Source organism: Aerophototrophica crusticola, assembly GCF_012913305.1.
GTDB lineage: Bacteria > Pseudomonadota > Alphaproteobacteria > Azospirillales > Azospirillaceae > Niveispirillum > Niveispirillum crusticola.
The window spans coordinates 588,389-607,500 of the sequence record NZ_CP051775.1; the positions used below are offsets into that span (position 1 = coordinate 588,389).

Consider the following 19,112-nt stretch of genomic DNA (forward strand, 5'->3'; position numbering starts at 1 on the left):
AAGCCGGGGCCCCCTGGGGGACCCCGGCTTCCGCCCGTCAGGCAACGGCTTGGTCAGCGCTGGGTACGGCCGTCCAGGGTCAGCAGGGGGCCGTACAGCTCCGGCCGGCGGTCGCGGAACACGCCCCAGGCCGTGCGGGTCCGGGCCACCGCGTCCAGGTCGAAGGTGGCAGTCAGCACCGCCTCCTCGTCGCGGCCCGCCTCGGCCACCTTTTCCCCCTTCGGGCCGGCGATGAAGCTGGACCCGTAGAAGGTGATGCCGCAGCTCTGCTCATCCTCCCGGCCGATGCGGTTGCTGGCCACCAGGGGCAGCAGGTTGGCGCCGGCATGGCCCTGCATCACCCGCTGCCAGTGGTCGCGGCTGTCGATGCTGTCGTCATGGGGTTCCGACCCGATGGCGGTGGGGTAGAACAGCAGCTCCGCCCCCTTCAGCGCCATCACCCGGGCCGACTCGGGGAACCACTGGTCCCAGCAGATGGCCGTGCCGATCCGGGCGTAGCGGGTCTGATAGACCTGGAAGCCCGTGTCGCCAGGGTTGAAATAATACTTCTCCTGGTAACCCGGCCCGTCGGGGATGTGGCTCTTGCGGTAGATGCCCAGCACGGTGCCGTCGGCATCGATCGTGCCCAGGGAGTTGTAGCAGGCGTTGTTGGCGCGCTCGAAGAAGCTGACCGGCAGCACCACGGACAGTTCCCGGGCCAGGGCGGACATGCGGGCCAGCACCGGGTTGCCCTCGGCAGGGGCGGCCAGGTCGAACAGCTCGGCCTTCTGCTCCTTGCAGAAATAGGGCGTCTCGAACAGCTCCTGCAGCAGGATGATGTTCGCGCCCCGGGCATGGGCCCGGCGCACCATCTCCTCCGCTTTGGCCAGGTTGGCCTCCCGGTCCCATCCGCAGGCGAATTGCGTCGCCGCCACTGTCACCTGTCGCATCGTCCACTTCCCCCCTCGCATGGGTGCCGGGGCAGCCCGCCACGACGGGGGCGGCCCAGGCAGCGCCAAGATGGGCATGGTCTAGACCGAAATCAGGTCGGGATGGAACGGGCCTGCCATACCCGCCCCGCATGTCGCGCCCTGGGCGGGCGCGCCTCTCCGGGGTACCCCCGACCGGAAAGTTCGGGGAGATTGACGCAAGCATAACTTCGCAGCACAGATATGGCGCGGCTCTGGACTGTAATGCTTAGTCCTCTAATTAATTGTTGTTCCTTGTGACGGGCGCCCTGATTTGACCTGAAGTCTTTTCCGCCTGTTGCCATTGAACCAGAAAATCTTCACATTCCCGTTTGACCAACCGTAGGTCACACTATAACCAAAGGATGCCAGCTTTAGTTTCGCCGGAAACAAGTTGGCGTCCGCCCGGAACACTGGTTCCGAGCTGGGTGGGAGCACGCGGGACGCAGTTTGGTTGCTGACTCGGAAACATTGATGACGAAACAAGAACGGGCGGCCACGGAAGGGATCGAAGGCCAAGCCACCAGCGGGGAGGTGGAGGCGGGCCTTGGACAGGTGCTGCGTGACGCGCACCGGGCGATGTCGCGCGCGCTCCAGTCGCGGATCGCGCTGCACGGCGTCAGCATGGGCCAGTGGTTCTTCCTTCGTGCCCTGTGGGAACAGGATGGCCTGACCCAGCGCGAACTCAGCCAGCGGGTGGGGATGATGGAGCCCACCACCGTCACCGCCATCAACAGCATGGAGCGGCGCGGCCTGGTCACCCGGGTGCGCAATCCCCACGACCGTCGCAAGGTCAACATCTTCCTGACGCCCAAGGGCAAGGACCTGCGGGGGGTGCTGCTGCCCTGCTCGGCAGAGGTGGCCCGCGCCGCCGTGGCCGGCATGCCGGAGGACCAGATGGCTCAGCTGATGGCGATCCTCGCCCGGATCATCGGCAACCTGGACAGCGCCACGGACCCGGCCACCGGCCTCGTCAGTCCCGAGGCGCTGGAGGACTGACCCCCAGCCGCTCCCACGGCAGCATCACCCCGTCCCCCAGGTCGCGCCAGGCCACGCCATACAGGCGCGACAGCAGGCCGGGTTCCAGCACCAGCGACGGGGGGCCGTCAGCCACCACGCGGCCCGCTTCCAGCAGAATGACCCGGCCACAGAACCGCGCCACCAGCGCCAGGTCATGCAGCACGGCCAGCACGCCCGTGCCCGCCGCGGCCCGGTCGCGCAGCACCTCCATCACGCGGAGCTGGTGGTAGGGGTCCAGCCCGGCCACCGGCTCATCCGCCAGCAACAGGGCCGGGTCACCCGCCAGGGCCCGGGCCAGCAAGACCCGCGCCCGCTCCCCGCCCGACAGGCTGGTCACCGCCCGGTCGCGGAATCCCTCCACGTCGCACAGGGAAAGGGCCCGGTCGATGGCCGCCGCGTCCGCCGGGCCCGGACGCCGCCAGGGCTCCAGGTGCGGCAGCCGCCCCAGCGCCACCAGCCTTTCCACGGTCAGGGGCCAGTGCACCGTGGACGCCTGGGCCAGGTAGGCCAGCCGCCGCCCCCGTTCCCGCGCCGGCACCGCGGGCAGGAGGACGCCGTCCAGGGTGACAGTCCCGGCGTCCGACGGGGCCAAGCCCGCCAGGGTGCGCAGCAGGGTGGACTTGCCCGCCCCGTTCGGCCCCACCAGGGCCGTGAACTCCCCCGGCCGCAAGGCCAGGCCCACGCCGCGCAGGACAGGCGCGCCGCCCAGGCTGACGGACAGGTCGGCGGCGGCCAGCATGCTCATGCCACGCTCCGCCGCAGGCGCAGCACCAGCGCCAGGAAGAAGGGCGCGCCCAGCAGGGCGGTGACGACGCCCAGCTTCAGCTCCGGCCCTGGCCCGCCGAGTCGCACCGCGATGTCCGCGGCCAGAGCCAGAGCCGCCCCGCCCAGGGCCGACGGGGCCAGCAGGCGGCCCGGCTGGTGGGCTACCAGGGGGCGCAGCAGGTGGGGCACGATCAGCCCGATGAAGCCGATGGCCCCCGCCACGGCCACCGCCGCCCCCACCGCCAGGGCCGTGCCGACGATGACCAGGGCGCCCACGCGGGACACGGAAAAGCCCAGCGACCGGGCCGTGTCCTCCCCCAGGCTCAGCGCGTCCAGCCCCCGCCCCACGGACAGCAGCAGCGCCGCCCCCAGCAGCATGAAGGGGGTGGCCAGCAGCACGTGCTCCAGGCTGCGGTCGGCCAGGGAGCCCAGCATCCAGAACACGATCTCCGTCAGGGCGAAGGGGTTGGGCGACAGGGACAGGGCCAGCGACGTCAGCGCCGCCGCCAGGCTGCTCACCGCCACGCCGGCCAGGATCAGGGTCAGCACGCCCGCATCGCGGCCTGCCAGCAGGTACAGCACCCCCGTGGCCAGCAGCGCCCCCGCCATCCCCCCAGCGGCAGGGCCAGGGGGAAGGCCAGGGTCAGCCCGCTGTAGAAGGTGATGACGGCACCCAGGGCAGCGCTGGCCGACACGCCCACCAGCCCCGGCTCGGCCAGCGGGTTGCGCAACAGGCCTTGCAGGGCCGCCCCCGACAGGCCCAGCACCGCGCCTACGGCAAGGCCCAGGATGGCGCGGGGCAGGCGGATCTCCGCGAAGATCACCGCGGCCGTGCTGTCGCCGCCGCGCCACCAGTCCGCCGCCGCCTGGGGCAGGGACACGGCACTCGGCCCCACGGCCAGGCTGCCCAGGAACAACAGGGCGACCAGCAGGGATAGCCCCGGCAGCAACAAGCGTTCGGCCAAGGGGATCACGGTCATGGCACCGCGCCACGTTCCGCCACCTGGGGCGGGACTGCCAGCAGCCTGTCCCGCGCCTCGGACAGCAGGGTCACCGCATCGGCGGTCAGCGGCGTGCCGCAGGTGATCAGCGCCCCCGGCACCACGGGCCGCCGCTCCGCCGGCACGCTGCGCGCCAGGGCCGGGTGGGCCAGCAGCCGGTTGGCGAGGGAGGGGGAGGTGCCACCCCCCTCCGGCTTGTCCAGCAGCAGGTCGGGCGGGTCCGCCGCCACCGTCTCCACCGGCAGGTAGCCATATCCCGCCAGCCCGCGGGCCGCCGCGTAGTTCCGCAGGCCTGCCGCCCGCATAACCGTGTCGGACAAGGTGCCCGACCCGGCCGTGAAGCCGCCGGGCGCCAGGGACAGGGCACTGGGCCGTTGGCCATCCTCCGGCGTCGCCGCGGCCAGCTTGGCATCCATCCCGGCTAGCAGGGCCTCCGCCCGCTCCCGCTCCCCAGCGCGTCCGCCACTTGGCGCAACTGGGCGCGGATGGCGTCAAAATCGTCAGCCAGCCCCAACTCCAGCACCTTGATGCCCCGCGCCCGCAACAGGGCCACGGTTGGCCGGGTGGTGAAGCTGCCCGCCAGCACCAGATCGGGCTGCAACGGCAGGATTTCCTCCGCCATGCCCTGGACGGTGGGCAGCCCCGCCGCCGAATCGGCCACCGCCGACAACTCCCGGTCCAAGGCCAGGAAGGACAGGGCAGCGATCCGCTCCCGCGGCAGCAGCAGCACCGCCACCTGGTCGGTGCACAGATTCAGGCTGACCACGCGCTGTGGCTTGGCCAGCACGGGGGGCGCGGCCGCCAGCGCGACCGCCGTCGCCAGCGCCGCCAGAAGCCGCCGCGCCCCCCGGCCCATCAGAACCTCCCCCGCACGCCCGCCAGGGCGGAGGCGCCGGGCTGGGCGAAGCCGCTGGGGTTCTCTATCCGGCGGTCCAGCAGGTTGGACCCGCGGGCATACAGGCTCCAGCCCTCCGTCACCTGATAGGTCGCCGCCAAATTGGCCAGCCAATAGCCACCCACGCCCCGGGTGCCCAGGAAGTTGCCGTTGTCGGCATAGGTGGCATCCAGCCGCTGCCCGACGAAGGTCAGCTCCGGCGACAGCATCAGCCCGTCCACCGGCTCCAGCCGCGCCGTGAAGGCCAGGGCATGTTCCGGCCGGCGCAGCAGGCGGATACCCGTGTCGTCGTTGCGGGCGTCGGTCCAGGTCCAGCTCGCCGCCAACTCCACCCCGTCGGCGGGCCGCAGGGCCAGGGTGGCCTCCACCCCCTCGCTGTCCGCCTTGCCCACATTGACCACGGTGCTGGAGAAGTCGGCGTTGTACTGGAAGGTGATCAGGTCCTTGATGTCGTTGCGGAAATAGACCACCCCGGCGCGCACCAGGTCGTCCCGGCCCAGGCCGGCCACATCCGCCTCCACCCCGGCCTCATAGCCGGTGGACTTCTCCGGCCGCAGGTTCGGGTTGCCGACATAGCGGAAGCTGTTGGTGCCGAACCGGTCATACAGGGTCGGCGCCTTGAAGGCGGTGCCCACATTGCCCTTCAGCCGCACCTCACCGCCGCCCGGCAGCTCCGCCACCGCGGCGACCGCGCCCACCCGCCAGGTGGTGCGGCTGCCATAATCGTCCGGCCGGTCATGGCGCACCCCGGCGCTCAAATCCAGGAAGCCGAAGGCCCGCGCCTGCGCCTGGGCGAACAGGGCCAGGCTGTCCGCCCGCTCATCCACGGCAGAGGAGAAAGGCCCGAAGGCGGAGACGGACAGGGTGCTGAACTCCACATCCTCCCGCGTCAGGGTCAGGCCGCCGGTCAGGACGATGTCCCGCAGTTCCGGCGCGCCGGACACGGCCAGGCTGTTCTGCCAGTCGAGCTGGCTGCGGGTGCCCTCATACCGGTCGTCGCTGGTGCCGCTGTCGTTGGCGTCCGGCCGGTCGGTGAAGCTGCGGTCATAGATGGTCTGGCCCACCGCCAAGCGGCTGGTGAGCTGGTTCTTCCACAGGGCCGCCGTACCGGCCACCTGCCAGGTCAGGTTCTCCGACTCGCCCTCATAGTTCGGCTCGTCGCTGGGCACGCTGTCCAGGTCGAACTGGGCATCGCGGTAGCGGACCAGACCCTCAACCGTCCCGAAGCCCAAGGTGTAGACGCCCTTGGCCGTGGCGGTCACAGTCTCCGCCCCGTCCTTGTCGCCGGTGCCGGGGCGGCGCAGGCGCTTGGGCGTGTTGTTCTGCCCGTCCGTGGTCAGCCCTTCCACCGACAGGCCATAGTCCGCCGCCCCCGCGCTGCCATACAGGCCGGCGGTGCCGCGCCAGGTACCGTCGGTACCCACGCCCACATCCACCTCCGGGCTTGCCGGGCTGTCGCCGCCCGCCCGGGTGATCAGGTTCACCACGCCGCCGATGGCGTTGGAGCCGTAAAGGGTGGAGGCGGGGCCGCGCACCACCTCGATCCGCTCGAACCCGCCCAGGGTGTCGTCGCCGAAGTTGAAGGCACCGGCGGCCAGCGACGGGTCGTTGGCGGGCAGCCCGTCCACCAGCACCAGCACATGGTCGCTGTTGGCGCCGCGCAGGAAGACGGACGCGTTGCTGCCGATGCCGCCGCTGCGGACCACGGTCACGCCCGGCAGGGTGGACAGGGCCTCCGGCAGGGTCTGGTAGGCGCGCTCCCCGATCACCTCGCGGGTGACGACATTGACGCTGGCGGGCACCCGTTCCACCGGTGTCGGCACGCGGGTGGCGGTCACCACCACCTCGGCAAGCTGGGTGTCGGCCGGCGACTGGGCCAGGGCGGGAAGGCCCGCCGCAAGGAAGGGCAGGGGGGCAAGCTTAAGGAAAGACTTTGGTGTCATGACGTCCGCGCATTGTCCGGCCGGACGTCGCCTGTTCCCAGCGGTCCGGCCCGTGGTGGGCGGGCCGCCGCGGATGGACCGCGCACGCCACCGGCGGCGCCGGGCATGGTCCCGGTACCGTGATCGGTGAACTGCACGGGCACTCAGAGGATGCAAGGCACGCCTCCGTCCACGGCAACCCAACGGGCACGTCACCGCAAAACGGAAGCAACCGTCCCACCAGGGCACCCCGCCCAGTGGCTGCGTGACGCTTCGCGCCGGCAGGTCTCCTGGCTTCCGGGTCATCGCCGCCGCCCAGCCTTCCCAGACGTCGCCGTCCAGTGGCATGCCGCCGGCCCTTTGGCAGGGCAAGCGGGGGCGTTGGCTCTCCGGTCACAGTTGCGGGGGCAGCCGCGGCGTCGGCCCATGGCCCTTTCAGGCCCGGACCTCACCGCGTTCCCTTTTCACCCTGTCGAGGGACCGACGCGGGGGAAACATTACCGCCCGTGGGGCCGCTGCATCAAGCCTCGCTCATAGACGCGGCAAGCATCGAAGCCATGCGGGCTGGATCGGCCCCGGCGGCAGGATTATCCTTGCCGGATGGACGGAAGCCCCAGGATCGGCATCACCGGCAGCGCCGGGACCGGCAAGACCACATTGGCGGAAGCGCTGGCAGGGGCGCTGGGCGTGCCCCTGGTGCCAGAGGCGATGCGGGCGCTGCTGAAGGCCGGCTTCGACTTCCACAGCCTGACGCGGGAGGGGCACCGGGCCCTGATCCGTCAACAGGCGGACGACCTGGCCGCCGTCCTGGCCCGGGACAAGGGCGGCCTGGTCACCGACCGCACGCCCCTGGACTTCGCCGCCTTCTGGCTGGCCAATGGCTACCAGGTGGATGATGAGCCGGGCACGGAGGCGCTGCTGGCCCGCGCCGTGGCGGCCATGGCCGACTTCACGCTGGTGGTGGTGACCCCCTGGGGGGAACTGCCCCTGGGCGACGACGGCGTGCGCAGCCGCAACCCCTGGCACCAGCTCCAGTTCCAGGAACTGGTCGAGGGCCTGTGCCGCCGCTGGCTGCCCCCGACCGCCTGCTGTTCCTGCCGCCGGGGAACATGGGGGTGGAGCGCCGCCGGGATTTGGTCCTGGGGCGGTTGGGGGGTGGTGTCGGGGTTCCCGTTGGTCACCCCGACCTACGAAGCCCTGTAGGTCGCGGGTGAGCGCCAGCGAACCCCGACATTCAGGGCAGCCCCGACAATTCCAGGCTCAGATGCCTTGCCCCGCCATGTACCCGCGCCGCGCGTCCTGCGGGCTGAAGCGGGGATCGCTGCTATGGGTGTTGCGGCCGGCGGAGGCCTTCTGGGCGGCGCTGCCGTCGGGGCGCGCGCGTTGCCATTCCCGGGCGCGCAGGTCGTCGGCGCCCTGCCGGTTGCCGGCGCTGGTGGCACCCATGGGGGTGGGGGCGTGACGGCGGGCCTGGCGCCATTCGCGCTCGGACAGGTCGGCCCGGCCCTGGGCGGGGGAGCGGTCATCAAGATGCATGGTCGTATCCTCCTGGTCGTCATCCATTACCCAGGCACCTGCCCGCGTGCGGCGGCCGCCCGAGTTGCCTTCGTCCATCCCGTGTCCCCCGCCGAAGGCGGAGGCCAGGTCGCCCGGGTGTCCCTTGGGCTCCCTGTCGGTCAGCAGCGCCGCGCCCAAGGCGAACAGGCCATAACCCGCCATAACCCCGCGCACAGCATCCGGCTCGTCATCCATCATCCAGGCCGCGGCCAGGAAGGCTGCGCCCTCCAGCGCGTCCACGGCCAAGTGCTGCTTCATGGACAGGAGAGGATAGGCCCCCAGCTCATAATCTGTCAGGTGGGCATAGGCGGTGGACAGGACCGCGGCACCATCCATCACGCGGGTAGCGGTGCGGTCCCAGCCCAGCAGCCGGGGCGTGGCAAACAGGGCGGCGGAGACGGCGTAATCGATGATTCCGTGGGTGCGGGTCGATATCATGGGGGCTCTCCTCCATCGGGTTCCGCCACCAGAACAGCCCGCGCGCCCCACGGTTGCGCCCACAGCCCAGGCATTTACAGGCGCGTTACACCTCCCGCGTTGATTGTTACGGGCCCATGGCGATGCTCTGCACCCGGATGGTCTCAAGCCCAGGGGTCCAGGGATGCGTGCGCTGAGGTTGTTGTTGCTGGCCGCCTGCGGGATGGCGCTCAGCGGGTGTCTGGTGGTGGACGCGCTGCGGATGCAGCGGGCGCAGGAGGCCGCACCCCACCAGGTCGCCGCCGCCCTGCCGGTGGAGCTGCCCTTCCAGGACCGGGACGGGCTGGTCATCATCCCCGGGACCGTCAATGGCAAGGCGACCCTGGACTTCGTCCTGGACACGGGTGCCCCGGTCACCGTGCTGCTGGATGGCGGTGAGCCCACGGCCCCGCTGGCCCTGGACCTCAGCAAGGCGGAAAAGCTGGGCGACAGTCCCGCCAGCCCGGTCGGCTCCATCCTGTTCGGATTCGGCCTGGATTTCGGGCCCATCGCCATCCGCGACCTGCCCCTGGTGGGCGTGCCCCTGGGCTCCATGCCTTGCCAGGACCGGTTCCACAAGCTGGGTTTCCGCGGCGTCATCGGCATGGACCTGTTCCGCCGCTTCGTGGTGGAGGTGGATTTCGACGCCAACCGCCTGCGTCTGCACGATCCCGCCAGCTACCGCTACGACCGGGGCGGCACCGTCCTGCCCCTGACCTTCCATGACCGGCACATCTATGTAGACGGCGGCGTCACCCTGCCCGACGGCACCGCCGTGCCTGGCCGCTTCCACGTGGACACCGGCAAGAATTCCGGCCTGATGCTGCTGGCCGGCAAGGCACCGGGGCTGGTGATGCCGGCGGAGGGGCGATCCCGCACCGCCTGCCTCGTCAACGGCACCATCGACCAGCGGGAGGGCGCGCCCGTCACCCTGGCCCTGGGCGGGGAACGCGCGACCGGCGAGACGCCCTTGTATGAGGGTTCGGGCCGCATGGACCAGGGCGACTCCATCGGCACAGTGGGCATGGGCACCCTGCGCCGCTGGAACCTGGTAATCGACTATCCCGGCAAGCGCCTGATCCTGGAGCCGCGCAAGGCCCGGTAGAGCAAACGGGCCCCTTGATCGCGCCACGCTTAATGTTAGAGTATGTGGCAGGCGACAGGACGGGGCGGGTCATGAGCTTCCCAAAGGATGAGGTCCTGGCAAAGCTTGACGTGCTGATTTCCATGGTCAGCCGGCAGGAGAAAGTGCAGGCGGAGCATTCGGCCACGCTTGCCTCCCTGGGCGACCGCTTGACCCGGATCGAGACCAACATGACCCATTACCCGAACCCGCGGGAGTTCTTCGAGCTGAGCGGGCGGGTGGATGAGATCAGCCGCCGCCTGCCCACGACCCTGGCCTATGCCCCGCCCGCGGGCCGTGCTACGAAGCCCGGCGCCGAATAGGCCCGACCGCTTCTTCGCCAGGGGTTTCCCATGTCCGCCGCTGAGTCTGGCGCCGCGTCCGACGCTGTCCTCGTCACCGGCACCGGAACCCCCGTCGCCACCGTCACCCTGAACCGGCCAGAGGTGCACAACGCCTTCAACGACGGGGTCATCGCCGAGCTGACGGCCGCTTTCCAGGCCTTGGGGGCCGACCCGGCCGTGCGGGTCGTCCTGCTGCGGGGCAACGGGCCCAGCTTCTCCGCCGGCGGGGACCTGAATTGGATGCGCCGGATGGCCGGCTATACCGTGGAGCAGAACCGGGAGGACGCACTGGGCCTCGCCCGCATGCTGCGCACCCTGAACGAGCTGCCGAAACCCACCGTCGCCGTGATCCATGGCAACGCCTTCGCCGGCGCCTGCGGGCTGGTCAGCGCCTGCGACATCGCCCTGGCCGCCGACCATGTGCAGTTCGCCCTGACGGAGGTGCGGCTGGGCCTGATCCCGGCCACCATCGGCCCCTATGTGGCCGCCGCCATAGGCCCCCGCGCCTGCCGCCGCTACTTCCTGACGGCGGAGCGCTTTGGCGCGGCCGACGCCCTGCGCTTGGGATTGGTGCATGAGGTGCTGCCCGCCGACGGGCTGGAGCCGGCGGTGCAGAAGCTGGTGGGCCATCTGCTGGCCGGCGGGCCCAACGCCCTGGCGGAGAGCAAGCGCCTGGTCCGCGACATCGCCTTCCGCCCCTTGGACGACGCCCTGATGGCCGACACCGCCGACCGCATCGCCGCCGCCCGGGCCAGCGACGAGGGGCGGGAAGGGGTGTCCAGCTTCCTGGAGAAGCGCAAGCCGAACTGGGTCCGGTCCTGACCCACATCAAGGCGCGCCGGGCACCCCGTGCCTAGGTTCGGTGGTCCAACCGTTCCGGGACCGCCATGCCCCATACCGCCCGCCGCCGCGTCCACCACACCCTGCCGGCGATGCTCTTCACCGTGTCCCTGCTGGGGCTGGAGGCGTTGAGCATCGAGGCGGTGGCCGGCTGGCTCGTCCTTTCGGTGCTGGGCTCCGTGGCCGTGGTGGTGGCCGCCTTCCACCGGCTCTTCCCCGGCAGCCGCTTCTTCACCGTCGCGCTCGCCAACTTCATCGGCATCTACGCCTGCATCTTCATCTTCTTCGTGGAGGCCAACTTCGCCGCCGTGTCGGCGCCGGTGCTCTCCATCGGCTTCATGCTGCCCCTGGCCGCCTTCCTGGCCGGGGCGCTGCGGGTGCGGGCGGACATCCGCGCCGTGGTGCTGGAAGAGGGGCGGCGCCTGGACAACAAGTTCGGCCGCGCCTTCGTCTGGCTGGTGCCGGTGGGGATGATCGGGCTCGCCACCTTCCTGGTGCCGCAGGGCTGGACGGCCAAGGGGATCAGCGACTGGTTCCTGGCCTCCATGGCCGGCATCTCCCTCATCGTCCTGTTCGCCAGCAAGGACGTAGCGGTGCTGCTGCTGGACACGGGCCTTCTGTTCGAGGAGTTCTTCGAGCAGGTGGCAAGGCTGGTGGAGCCGGCCTTCGCCTTCTTCACCTTCTATTCCCTGCTGGTGATCGTCTTCGCCAGCCTCTACACGGTGCTGGACCGCTTCTCCGCCGGCAGCCACTTCATTGTCCATGGCCAGGGCCGGGACATCAGCTTCGGGGAGGCGCTGTATTTCTCCGTCATCACCCTGTCCACCGTCGGCTATGGCGACATCATGCCGGTGACCGACGTGGTCCGCCTGCTGGTGGCGGGGGAGGTGGTGGCCGGGGTCCTGCTGCTGCTGTTCGGCTTCAACGCCATCTTCAGCTTCTCCAGTGAGCGCCAGCGCCACCGCGCGGACCACCACGCCCATCCCCACGCGCCCGTGGCCCATGACCGGCCGCCCCACCCGCGCCAACGCCCCGGGCATTGATCCACGGTTCCCGCACCCATCCATCTTGCAGCCGAACCGCTTCTCCCGGCACAAAGCGGCATCCCGACGCCGCAGGACAGTAACCCCATGCCTGACGCCCACAGCCACGCCCTCCCCTTCGTCCAGGAAACGCTGCTGTTCCTGGGCGCGGCGGTGCTGGCCATCCTGGTCCTGCACCGGCTGCGGGTCAGCCCGGTGCTGGGCTACCTCGCCGCCGGCGTCGCCCTGGGCCCCTCCGGCTTCGGCCTGGTCACGGCGGTGGAGGAGATCCGCGCCTTCGCCGAGTTGGGCGTGGTCTTCCTGCTGTTCGTCATCGGGCTGGAGCTGTCCATCGACCGGCTGACGGCCATGCGCAAATGGGTCTTCGGCCTGGGCACGACCCAGGTGGTGCTGAGCGCCATCGTCATCGGCGCCATCGCCTATGGCTTCGGCAACCCGGCCCCCGCCGCGGCGATCCTGGGGGCCTGCCTCGCCCTCTCCTCCACCGCCGTGGTGGTGCAGTTGCTGGTGGAGCGGGGGCAGGTGGCATCCCCCACCGGCCGGGTGACCTTCGCCGTGCTGCTGTTCCAGGACCTGGCCGTGGTGCCGATCCTGCTGATGGTCTCCGTCCTGTCGGACCCGGGTGAACAGCCCCTGGCCCTCACCCTGGCGTTCGCCCTGGGCAAGGCGGTGCTGGCCGTGGTCGTCATCCTCCTCGTGGGCCGTTTCACCCTGGGGCCCCTGCTGCGCCATGTGGCCAGCACCCGCAGCACCGAGCTGTTCACCGCCACCGCCCTGCTGATCGTGCTGGGCACCGGCTGGGCCACCAGCCAGGGCGGCCTCTCCGCGGCCCTCGGCGCCTTCCTGGCCGGGCTGGTCCTGGCGGGGACAGAGTTCCGCCACCAGGTCGAAAGCGACATCCAGCCCTTCAAGGGCCTGCTGCTGGGCCTGTTCTTCCTGTCCGTGGGCCTTGGGATCGACCTCAGCCTGATCTATGGCCAGCTCGGCTGGATCCTCGCCTCCGTCGTCGGCCTCATGGCCATCAAGGCGGCCATCGCCGGGGGGCTGGCGCTGGCATTCGGCGCCCCGCGGGACGTGGCCATCCGCAGCGGCCTGCTGCTGGGCGAAGGGGGGAATTCGCCTTCGTCGTCATCGGCGTCGCCCTTTCCGCCGCCCTGATGCCCACCGACATGGGCCAGTTCATGTTCGCCGTGGTGGGCCTGTCCATGATGGTCACGCCGTTCCTGCCCGCCCTGGCGGAAAGGCTGGTCGCCCTGTTCCCGGTCGCTGCCCCCGAATCGCCCCAGGCCGCCGGGCCGGGGAGCTGGCCAACCATGTCATCGTCTGCGGCTATGGCCGGGTCGGCCGCACCGTGGCCCAGCTCCTCGCCGGCCAGCAGGTGCCCTTCGTCGCCCTGGACATGAACCCGGAGCTGGTTCGGTCCCTCCGTGCCGAAGGCCACCCCATCCATTACGGCGACAGCAGCAAGCCCGACGTCTTGAAGCATTTGGGCGCCGACCGCGCCACGGCCATCATCGTCACGCTGGACGTTCCCGCGGCGGCTGAGCGCAGCATCGCCGCCATCCGCCACCACTGGCCGGACCTGAAGATCTTCGCCCGCTCCCGCGACCGCCACCACGCGGCCGAGCTGCTGGCCATGGGCGTCACCGCCGTGGTGCCGGAAACGTTCGAGAGCAGCCTGACCCTGGCCCGGGGCGCCTTGGAGGCGCTGGGGGTGCCCACCATGGCCGTCGAAGAACTGGTGACGCGCTACCGGGAATCGGATACGTCAGCACCACTGACCCGGACGGGTCCAAGCAGGACCGGGAAGACGGCCTGACCAGGTGGTGTGTGGGGGAGGGATCATGTTCCAGAAGCTCTTGGTGGCGAACCGGGGGGAGATCGCCTGTCGCGTGATCCGCACGGCCCGGCGCATGGGCCTGAAGACCGTGGCCGTCTATTCCGACGCCGATGCCGGCGCCCTGCACGTCGCCCTGGCGGATGAGGCCGTCCGCCTCGGCCCCGCCCCCGCCCGCGACTCGTACCTGCGCGCCGACGCGATCATCCAGGCCTGCAAGGCCACCGGGGCGGAGGCCGTCCACCCCGGCTACGGCTTCCTGTCGGAAAACGCGGCCTTCGCCGACGCCTGCGCCCAGGCCTGCCTGACCTTCGTCGGCCCCCCGGCCAGCGCCATCCGCGCCATGGGCGGCAAGTCGGAGGCCAAGGCCCTGATGGAGCGGGCCGGCGTCCCCCTCGTCCCCGGCTACCACGGGGAGGACCAGGACGAATCGCTGCTGGCGCGAGAGGCCACGCGCATCGGCTATCCCGTCCTGATCAAGGCCAGCGCCGGCGGCGGCGGCAAGGGCATGAAGGTCGCCACCGGACCGGAGGAGTTCCCCGCCCAGCTCGCCAGCGCCAAGCGGGAGGCCAAGGCCAGCTTCGGCGACGACCGGGTGCTGGTCGAGCGCTACCTGGCCCGGCCTCGCCATGTGGAGATCCAGGTCTTCGCCGACACCCACGGCAACTGCGTCTACCTGTTCGAGCGCGACTGCTCCATCCAGCGCCGCCACCAGAAGGTGGTGGAGGAGGCGCCGGCCCCGCGCATGGACCCCGCCATCCGCCAACGCATGGGCCAGGCCGCTGTGGCCGCCGCCCAGGCCATCGGCTATGTGGGCGCCGGCACGGTGGAGTTCCTGCTGGACACCGACGGCTCCTTCTTCTTCATGGAGATGAACACGCGCCTGCAGGTGGAGCACCCGGTGACGGAGCTGGTCACCGGCCAGGACCTTGTCGAGTGGCAGCTCCGCGTCGCTTCCGGCCAGCGCTTGCCCCTGTTGCAGGATGAGCTGCGCCTGAACGGCCACGCCATCGAGGTGCGGCTGTACGCGGAGGACCCGGCCAAGGGCTTCCTGCCGCAGACCGGTACCCTGCGGCACCTGCGCTTCCCGCCCGCCGGCCCCCATGTGCGGGTGGACACGGGCGTGCGCGCGGGCGACGCCATCTCCATCCACTATGACCCGATGATCGCCAAGCTGATCGTCTGGGACGAGGACCGGGATGCCGCCGTCCGCCGCCTGCGCGGAGCCTTGGGCGGCACGCAGGTCGCCGGGCTGAACGCCAACGTGGCTTTCCTCTCCGCCATCGCCGCCCACCCGGCCTTCCTGGCCGCCGACCTGGACACCCGCTTCATCGAGCGGCACGAGGCCGACCTGCTGCCCCCCGCGCAGGAAGCCCCGGAGCGCGCCCAGGTTCTCGCCGCCCTCGGCCTGCTGCTGCACCGGGCGGGGGAGGCGCGGGCCAAGGCGCTCACCAGCGCCGACCCCTGGAACCCCTGGGGCCGGTCCGACGGCTGGCGCCTGAACGATGAGGCGCACGATGCGGTCACCCTGCGGGAGCCGGGCGGGGCGGAGCATGTGCTCAAGCTCACCTACCGCCGCGACGGCTACCATTTCGACGCCCGCGGCGGGCACCACGTCGGCAACGGCAAGCTGGCCGACGACGGCACCCTCACCGCCACCCTGGACGGCTTCGCCGCCACCGCCACCTGGGTGAAGTCCGGGCCGGAGCTGGTGCTGTTCCTCGACGGCGCCACCCACCGCTTCCAGGTGGTGGAGCCGCTGGCCACCGCCGCGGCCGACACCGGCGCCGCCGGCAAGCTCACCGCCCCCATGCCCGGCAAGGTCATCGCCCTGCTGGTGGCCGAAGGTGCCGCCGTGGAGAAGGGCGCCCCCGTGGTGGTGCTGGAAGCCATGAAGATGGAACACACCCTGAAGGCCCCCGCCGCCGGCACGGTGACCAAGCACCGCTACCAGGTGGGCGACCAGGTGCCGGAGGGGGTGGAACTGGTGGGCTTCGAGGCCGCGCCATGACCACGATCCGCATCGTCGAGGTCGGCCCCCGCGACGGCCTGCAGAACGAGAAGCAGCCGATCCCCGTGGCGACGAAGGTGGAGCTGGTGGACCGCCTCTCCGCCACCGGCCTGCGCTCCATCGAGGCCGGCGCCTTCGTCAGCCCCAAATGGGTCCCGCAGATGGCGGGCTCGGCGGAGGTGATGGCCGGGATCACACGGCATCCCGGCGTCGCCTACCCCGTGCTGGTCCCCAACGCCCAGGGGCTGGAGGCCGCGCTCGCCGCTGGCGCGACGGAGGTGGCCGTATTCGGCGCGGCCTCCGAGTCCTTCAGTCAGAAGAACATCAACTGCTCCATCGCGGAGAGCCTGGAGCGATTCCGCCCGGTGGCGGAACGGGCCCTGGCCGCGGGCGTCCGGGTGCGCGGCTATGTCTCCTGCGTCCTGGGCTGCCCCTATGAGGGGGCGGTGGACCCGGGGAAGGTGGCGGAGGTCGCGGCCGCCCTGGTCGCTATGGGCTGCTATGAGGTCTCGCTCGGCGACACCATCGGCGTCGGCACCCCGGCCAAGGCGCGCGCCATGGTGCGGCGGGTGGTGCTGGACGTGCCGGCCGACCGGCTCGCTCTGCATTTCCACGACACCTATGGCCAGGCCGTGGCCAACATCCTGGCCTGCCTGGAAGAAGGGGTGACGGTGGTGGACAGCGCCGTCGCCGGCCTGGGCGGCTGCCCCTACGCCAAGGGCGCCAGCGGCAACGTGGCGACGGAAGACGTGCTCTACCTGCTGCACGGGCTGGGGCTGGAAACGGGCGTGGACCTGGACGCGGTGGCCCGGGTCGGCGGCTGGATTTCCGAGATCCTTGGTCGCCCCACGGGCAGCAAGGTGGGTCGTGCCCTGATGGCCAAGGCCGGGCAGGCCTGACCGGAACCATCACGGCTGCGACCGCGCCAGCGGATGGGGAACGCGCGCTTTGCGCAGTAATGCCGCCGTCACTCGACAAATGGGGCCGGCTCGTACTACTTTCGCGCAGAGTTCGTTGGCGCGGAGCAGGTCGTGAGTCGGTCCATCGAGGGCGTCTCCAACTGGATGCACATGTTCCGCTGGATCGTGAAGCTGATCCGCGACGAATACGGCGTGGACGAAAAGGTCCTCAACCGCACCGCCATGCTGGAAACCGACTGCGGCCTTTCCATCGAACAGGTGGAAGAGGTGCTGGACGCCATCGCCGACAGCTTTTCCATCCGCTTCCCGCCCGGCACCCTGGATGAGGTGCTGAAGCTGGAGGAGTTGTGCATGCTGGCCGCCTGGCTGAAGGGCCTGTTCAAGAAGCCCGAATTCATCTCCGCCGGGTTCGAGGCCCAGTGCCGCGGCATGAACGCCACTGCGGGGGCGTGATACCCTTGTCCTCAGGCGCTCCCGGTACGGGGGCAGGGGGAGGGGCCTCCGCCGCAGTCGCGCTGCCGACGGGACCGCTTTCCATCCCCCTCTTCCCGCTGGACCGGGGCTTTACGGCGGCGTAAGCGGTGCCACTTTCCCTGCACCGCAGCCGAAGCAGCATACCCGGACATGACCATCCATCTCCTCCGCCTCGCCGTCGGCGCCGAAAGCCTGGAGTCCATGCGGGCTTGGCGGGCCGAGCACCAGATCGACTGGCAGGGGCGCCGCGTCGTCCCGACCTACACCAAGCGCCCGCCCAATCGGCAGGCGGAGCTGCTGGACGGCGGCTGCATCTATTGGGTGGTCAAGGGAGTGATCCGCTGCCGTCAGCCCTTCGCGGGCTTCGACATGGTGGCCGATACGGACGGCACCTCCTATTGCCGCATGCTGATGGACCCGGAGCTGATCGAGACGGCACCCGTGCCCAAGCGCCCCTTCCAGGGCTGGCGCTACCTGCGGCCAGAGGATGCCCCACCCGACTTGGGCCAGGGCGGGGGAGGGGACGAGCTGCCCGCCCACCTGCTGGCCGAACTTCGGGAACTGGGATTGGCATGATTGGCGCCCGCGAAGAAAATTCCGCGTCGCACAAAAATCCTGTTGACGGTGATTGGGGTGGGGCGTAGAAAGCGCTCCACCGACGCGCCGGACGCAGTCTGGCGGCGACGGTGGAGCGCTCCCTGAGAAAAGGCTTGACGGCGCGTTGCCGGATGGCTATGTAGGGGGTCCGGCCGCGATGCCCGACAGGGTTGGCGGCCGGGCGCGACGGGGCCCTGGCGGCCCGCCTGTCGCGGCGCTGGCCCCGCTTGGGGCCGCACGGTTCCTTCCGCCCCCTGGCGTGCCGGGAGCGGGCTGGCCCACCGGGTCGGCCTGCGCGGGTGGGTTCGCGGTGGCCCCGGCCGCCGCGCCGGATCTTGGACAAGTGAAGTGTCGAGAAGGGATGCGCAGGCGGCGGGCGCAGCGGCAAGGGGCGGATGGCCCCGGATCGTTGGCCTGAGGTCATGTGCATCTTGGTAGCATGCTCTTGTGCCCCCATCCCGTTGGGATGGGTAGCTGGGAAGCAGGTTGCTTTGGTGCCCGGCCTTGGCCGGCACTCGAGAGGCGCGCCCTTGGTTTTGCCTTGGGTGGTGCCGAAGTGAAACCTGAGAGTTTGATCCTGGCTCAGAACGAACGCTGGCGGCAGGCCTAACACATGCAAGTCGGACGCCCCGCAAGGGGAGTGGCGCACGGGTGAGTAACACGTGGGAACGTACCCCTCGGTTCGGGACAACGCCTGGAAACGGGCGCTAATACCGGATACGCGCTGCGGCGGAAAGGTTCACCGCCGAGGGAGCGGCCCGCGCCTGATTAGGTAGTTGGTGGGGTAACGGCCCACCAAGCCGACGATCAGTAGCTGGTCTGAGAGGATGGCCAGCCACACTGGGACTGAGACACGGCCCAGACTCCTACGGGAGGCAGCAGTGGGGAATATTGGACAATGGGCGCAAGCCTGATCCAGCCATGCCGCGTGGATGACGAAGGCCCTAGGGTTGTAAAGTCCTTTCGCACGCGACGATGATGACGGTAGCGTGAGAAGAAGCCCCGGCCAACTTCGTGCCAGCAGCCGCGGTAATACGAAGGGGGCTAGCGTTGTTCGGAATCACTGGGCGTAAAGGGCGCGTAGGCGGCCACCCAAGTCAGGCGTGAAAGCCCCGGGCTCAACCTGGGAACCGCGCTTGAGACTGGTTGGCTCGAGTTCCGGAGAGGTGGGTGGAATTCCCAGTGTAGAGGTGAAATTCGTAGATATTGGGAAGAACACCGGTGGCGAAGGCGGCCCACTGGACGGACACTGACGCTGAGGCGCGAAAGCGTGGGGAGCAAACAGGATTAGATACCCTGGTAGTCCACGCCGTAAACGATGTCGGCTAGGCGCTGGGAACCCTAGGTTCTCGGTGCCGCA

21 protein-coding genes, 1 rRNA gene and 1 riboswitch (1 of these 23 cut by a window edge) are annotated in these 19,112 nt (G+C 70.3%); of the genes, 14 read left to right on the forward strand and 8 right to left on the reverse strand.

The window, feature by feature from the left end:
• Positions 1-53: 53 nt before the first annotated feature.
• Complete coding sequence (aguB, locus tag HHL28_RS02775) at positions 54-929, reverse strand: N-carbamoylputrescine amidase (RefSeq protein WP_075771643.1); 876 nt, start codon at positions 927-929, stop codon at positions 54-56.
• A 492-nt stretch (positions 930-1,421) separates the two neighbouring features.
• On the opposite strand from aguB, the gene HHL28_RS02780 reads away from it, so the two are divergent.
• Positions 1,422-1,946, forward strand: coding sequence for a MarR family winged helix-turn-helix transcriptional regulator (locus HHL28_RS02780; RefSeq protein ID WP_083699190.1), 525 nt, complete (start codon positions 1,422-1,424; stop codon positions 1,944-1,946).
• Here the strand turns inward: HHL28_RS02780 and HHL28_RS02785 are convergent.
• Genes HHL28_RS02785 through HHL28_RS02805 form a run of 6 tightly spaced genes read right to left on the reverse strand, consistent with a single transcriptional unit; the run spans position 1,921 to position 6,571 of the window.
• A complete protein-coding gene (locus tag HHL28_RS02785) occupies positions 1,921-2,712 on the reverse strand; it encodes an ABC transporter ATP-binding protein (RefSeq protein WP_075771644.1) in 792 nt (263 codons plus the stop codon). The two genes, HHL28_RS02780 and HHL28_RS02785, sit on opposite strands and share 26 nt — an antisense overlap.
• On the reverse strand, positions 2,709-3,341 hold the full coding sequence (locus HHL28_RS19085) for a FecCD family ABC transporter permease (protein WP_449687210.1): 633 nt from the start codon (positions 3,339-3,341) through the stop codon (positions 2,709-2,711). Before HHL28_RS19085 ends, HHL28_RS02785 begins: the two co-directional genes overlap by 4 nt.
• Positions 3,275-3,712, reverse strand: a complete 438-nt coding sequence (locus HHL28_RS19090; protein WP_449687214.1) for an iron chelate uptake ABC transporter family permease subunit — start codon at positions 3,710-3,712, stop codon at positions 3,275-3,277. The genes HHL28_RS19085 and HHL28_RS19090 overlap by 67 nt, the downstream gene beginning before the upstream one ends.
• Positions 3,709-4,149, reverse strand: coding sequence for a substrate-binding domain-containing protein (locus HHL28_RS02795; RefSeq protein WP_169654642.1), 441 nt, complete (start codon positions 4,147-4,149; stop codon positions 3,709-3,711). Before HHL28_RS02795 ends, HHL28_RS19090 begins: the two co-directional genes overlap by 4 nt.
• Positions 4,150-4,154: 5 nt before the next feature.
• Entirely contained in the window at positions 4,155-4,589 is a 435-nt protein-coding gene (locus HHL28_RS02800; RefSeq protein WP_169654644.1) for an ABC transporter substrate-binding protein, read from the reverse strand.
• On the reverse strand, positions 4,589-6,571 hold the full coding sequence (locus HHL28_RS02805) for a TonB-dependent receptor plug domain-containing protein (protein WP_075771647.1): 1,983 nt from the start codon (positions 6,569-6,571) through the stop codon (positions 4,589-4,591). The genes HHL28_RS02800 and HHL28_RS02805 overlap by 1 nt, the downstream gene beginning before the upstream one ends.
• A gap of 242 nt (positions 6,572-6,813) precedes the next feature.
• A riboswitch (cobalamin riboswitch) is annotated at positions 6,814-7,050 on the reverse strand.
• Positions 7,051-7,150: 100 nt separating this feature from the next.
• Here HHL28_RS02805 and HHL28_RS02810 point away from each other — a divergent pair.
• Entirely contained in the window at positions 7,151-7,753 is a 603-nt protein-coding gene (locus HHL28_RS02810) for an ATP/GTP-binding protein (RefSeq protein WP_169654646.1), read from the forward strand.
• A gap of 57 nt (positions 7,754-7,810) precedes the next feature.
• Here the strand turns inward: HHL28_RS02810 and HHL28_RS02815 are convergent, their stop codons facing one another.
• Positions 7,811-8,545, reverse strand: coding sequence for a hypothetical protein (locus HHL28_RS02815; RefSeq protein WP_075771649.1), 735 nt, complete (start codon positions 8,543-8,545; stop codon positions 7,811-7,813).
• Between the two features lie 163 nt (positions 8,546-8,708).
• Here HHL28_RS02815 and HHL28_RS02820 point away from each other — a divergent pair, with 163 nt between their 5' ends.
• From HHL28_RS02820 to HHL28_RS02875, 12 genes are all read left to right on the forward strand, one after another.
• Complete coding sequence (locus HHL28_RS02820) at positions 8,709-9,668, forward strand: pepsin/retropepsin-like aspartic protease family protein (protein ID WP_075771650.1); 960 nt, start codon at positions 8,709-8,711, stop codon at positions 9,666-9,668.
• Between the two features lie 71 nt (positions 9,669-9,739).
• Complete coding sequence (locus HHL28_RS02825) at positions 9,740-10,009, forward strand: hypothetical protein (RefSeq protein ID WP_075771651.1); 270 nt, start codon at positions 9,740-9,742, stop codon at positions 10,007-10,009.
• A 30-nt stretch (positions 10,010-10,039) separates the two neighbouring features.
• Positions 10,040-10,852 (forward strand): enoyl-CoA hydratase/isomerase family protein, encoded by an 813-nt coding sequence (locus HHL28_RS02830; protein WP_075771652.1) that lies wholly within the window; start codon positions 10,040-10,042, stop codon positions 10,850-10,852.
• Positions 10,853-10,917: 65 nt separating this feature from the next.
• On the forward strand, positions 10,918-11,913 hold the full coding sequence (locus tag HHL28_RS02835) for a potassium channel family protein (protein WP_075771653.1): 996 nt from the start codon (positions 10,918-10,920) through the stop codon (positions 11,911-11,913).
• 87 nt (positions 11,914-12,000) lie between these two features.
• Positions 12,001-13,071: a monovalent cation:proton antiporter-2 (CPA2) family protein gene (locus HHL28_RS02840; protein WP_169654648.1), complete on the forward strand. Its 1,071-nt coding sequence runs from the start codon at positions 12,001-12,003 to the stop codon at positions 13,069-13,071.
• Complete coding sequence (locus tag HHL28_RS02845; protein WP_169654650.1) at positions 13,071-13,316, forward strand: hypothetical protein; 246 nt, start codon at positions 13,071-13,073, stop codon at positions 13,314-13,316. The genes HHL28_RS02840 and HHL28_RS02845 overlap by 1 nt, the downstream gene beginning before the upstream one ends.
• Positions 13,265-13,732 carry an NAD-binding protein gene (locus HHL28_RS02850; protein ID WP_169654652.1) on the forward strand — a complete coding sequence of 156 codons (468 nt, stop codon included), beginning with the start codon at positions 13,265-13,267 and terminating at the stop codon, positions 13,730-13,732. Before HHL28_RS02845 ends, HHL28_RS02850 begins: the two co-directional genes overlap by 52 nt.
• Before the next feature lie 25 nt (positions 13,733-13,757).
• A complete protein-coding gene (locus HHL28_RS02855; RefSeq protein WP_075771655.1) occupies positions 13,758-15,761 on the forward strand; it encodes an acetyl/propionyl/methylcrotonyl-CoA carboxylase subunit alpha in 2,004 nt (667 codons plus the stop codon).
• Positions 15,758-16,660 (forward strand): hydroxymethylglutaryl-CoA lyase, encoded by a 903-nt coding sequence (locus HHL28_RS02860; protein WP_075771656.1) that lies wholly within the window; start codon positions 15,758-15,760, stop codon positions 16,658-16,660. The genes HHL28_RS02855 and HHL28_RS02860 overlap by 4 nt, the downstream gene beginning before the upstream one ends.
• A 132-nt stretch (positions 16,661-16,792) precedes the next feature.
• Entirely contained in the window at positions 16,793-17,134 is a 342-nt protein-coding gene (locus HHL28_RS02865; RefSeq protein WP_075771657.1) for an acyl carrier protein, read from the forward strand.
• Positions 17,135-17,305: 171 nt separating this feature from the next.
• On the forward strand, positions 17,306-17,731 hold the full coding sequence (locus tag HHL28_RS02870) for a DUF1489 family protein (protein ID WP_075771658.1): 426 nt from the start codon (positions 17,306-17,308) through the stop codon (positions 17,729-17,731).
• Between the two features lie 580 nt (positions 17,732-18,311).
• Positions 18,312-19,112, forward strand: a 16S ribosomal RNA gene (locus HHL28_RS02875); it runs 680 nt beyond the window's last position.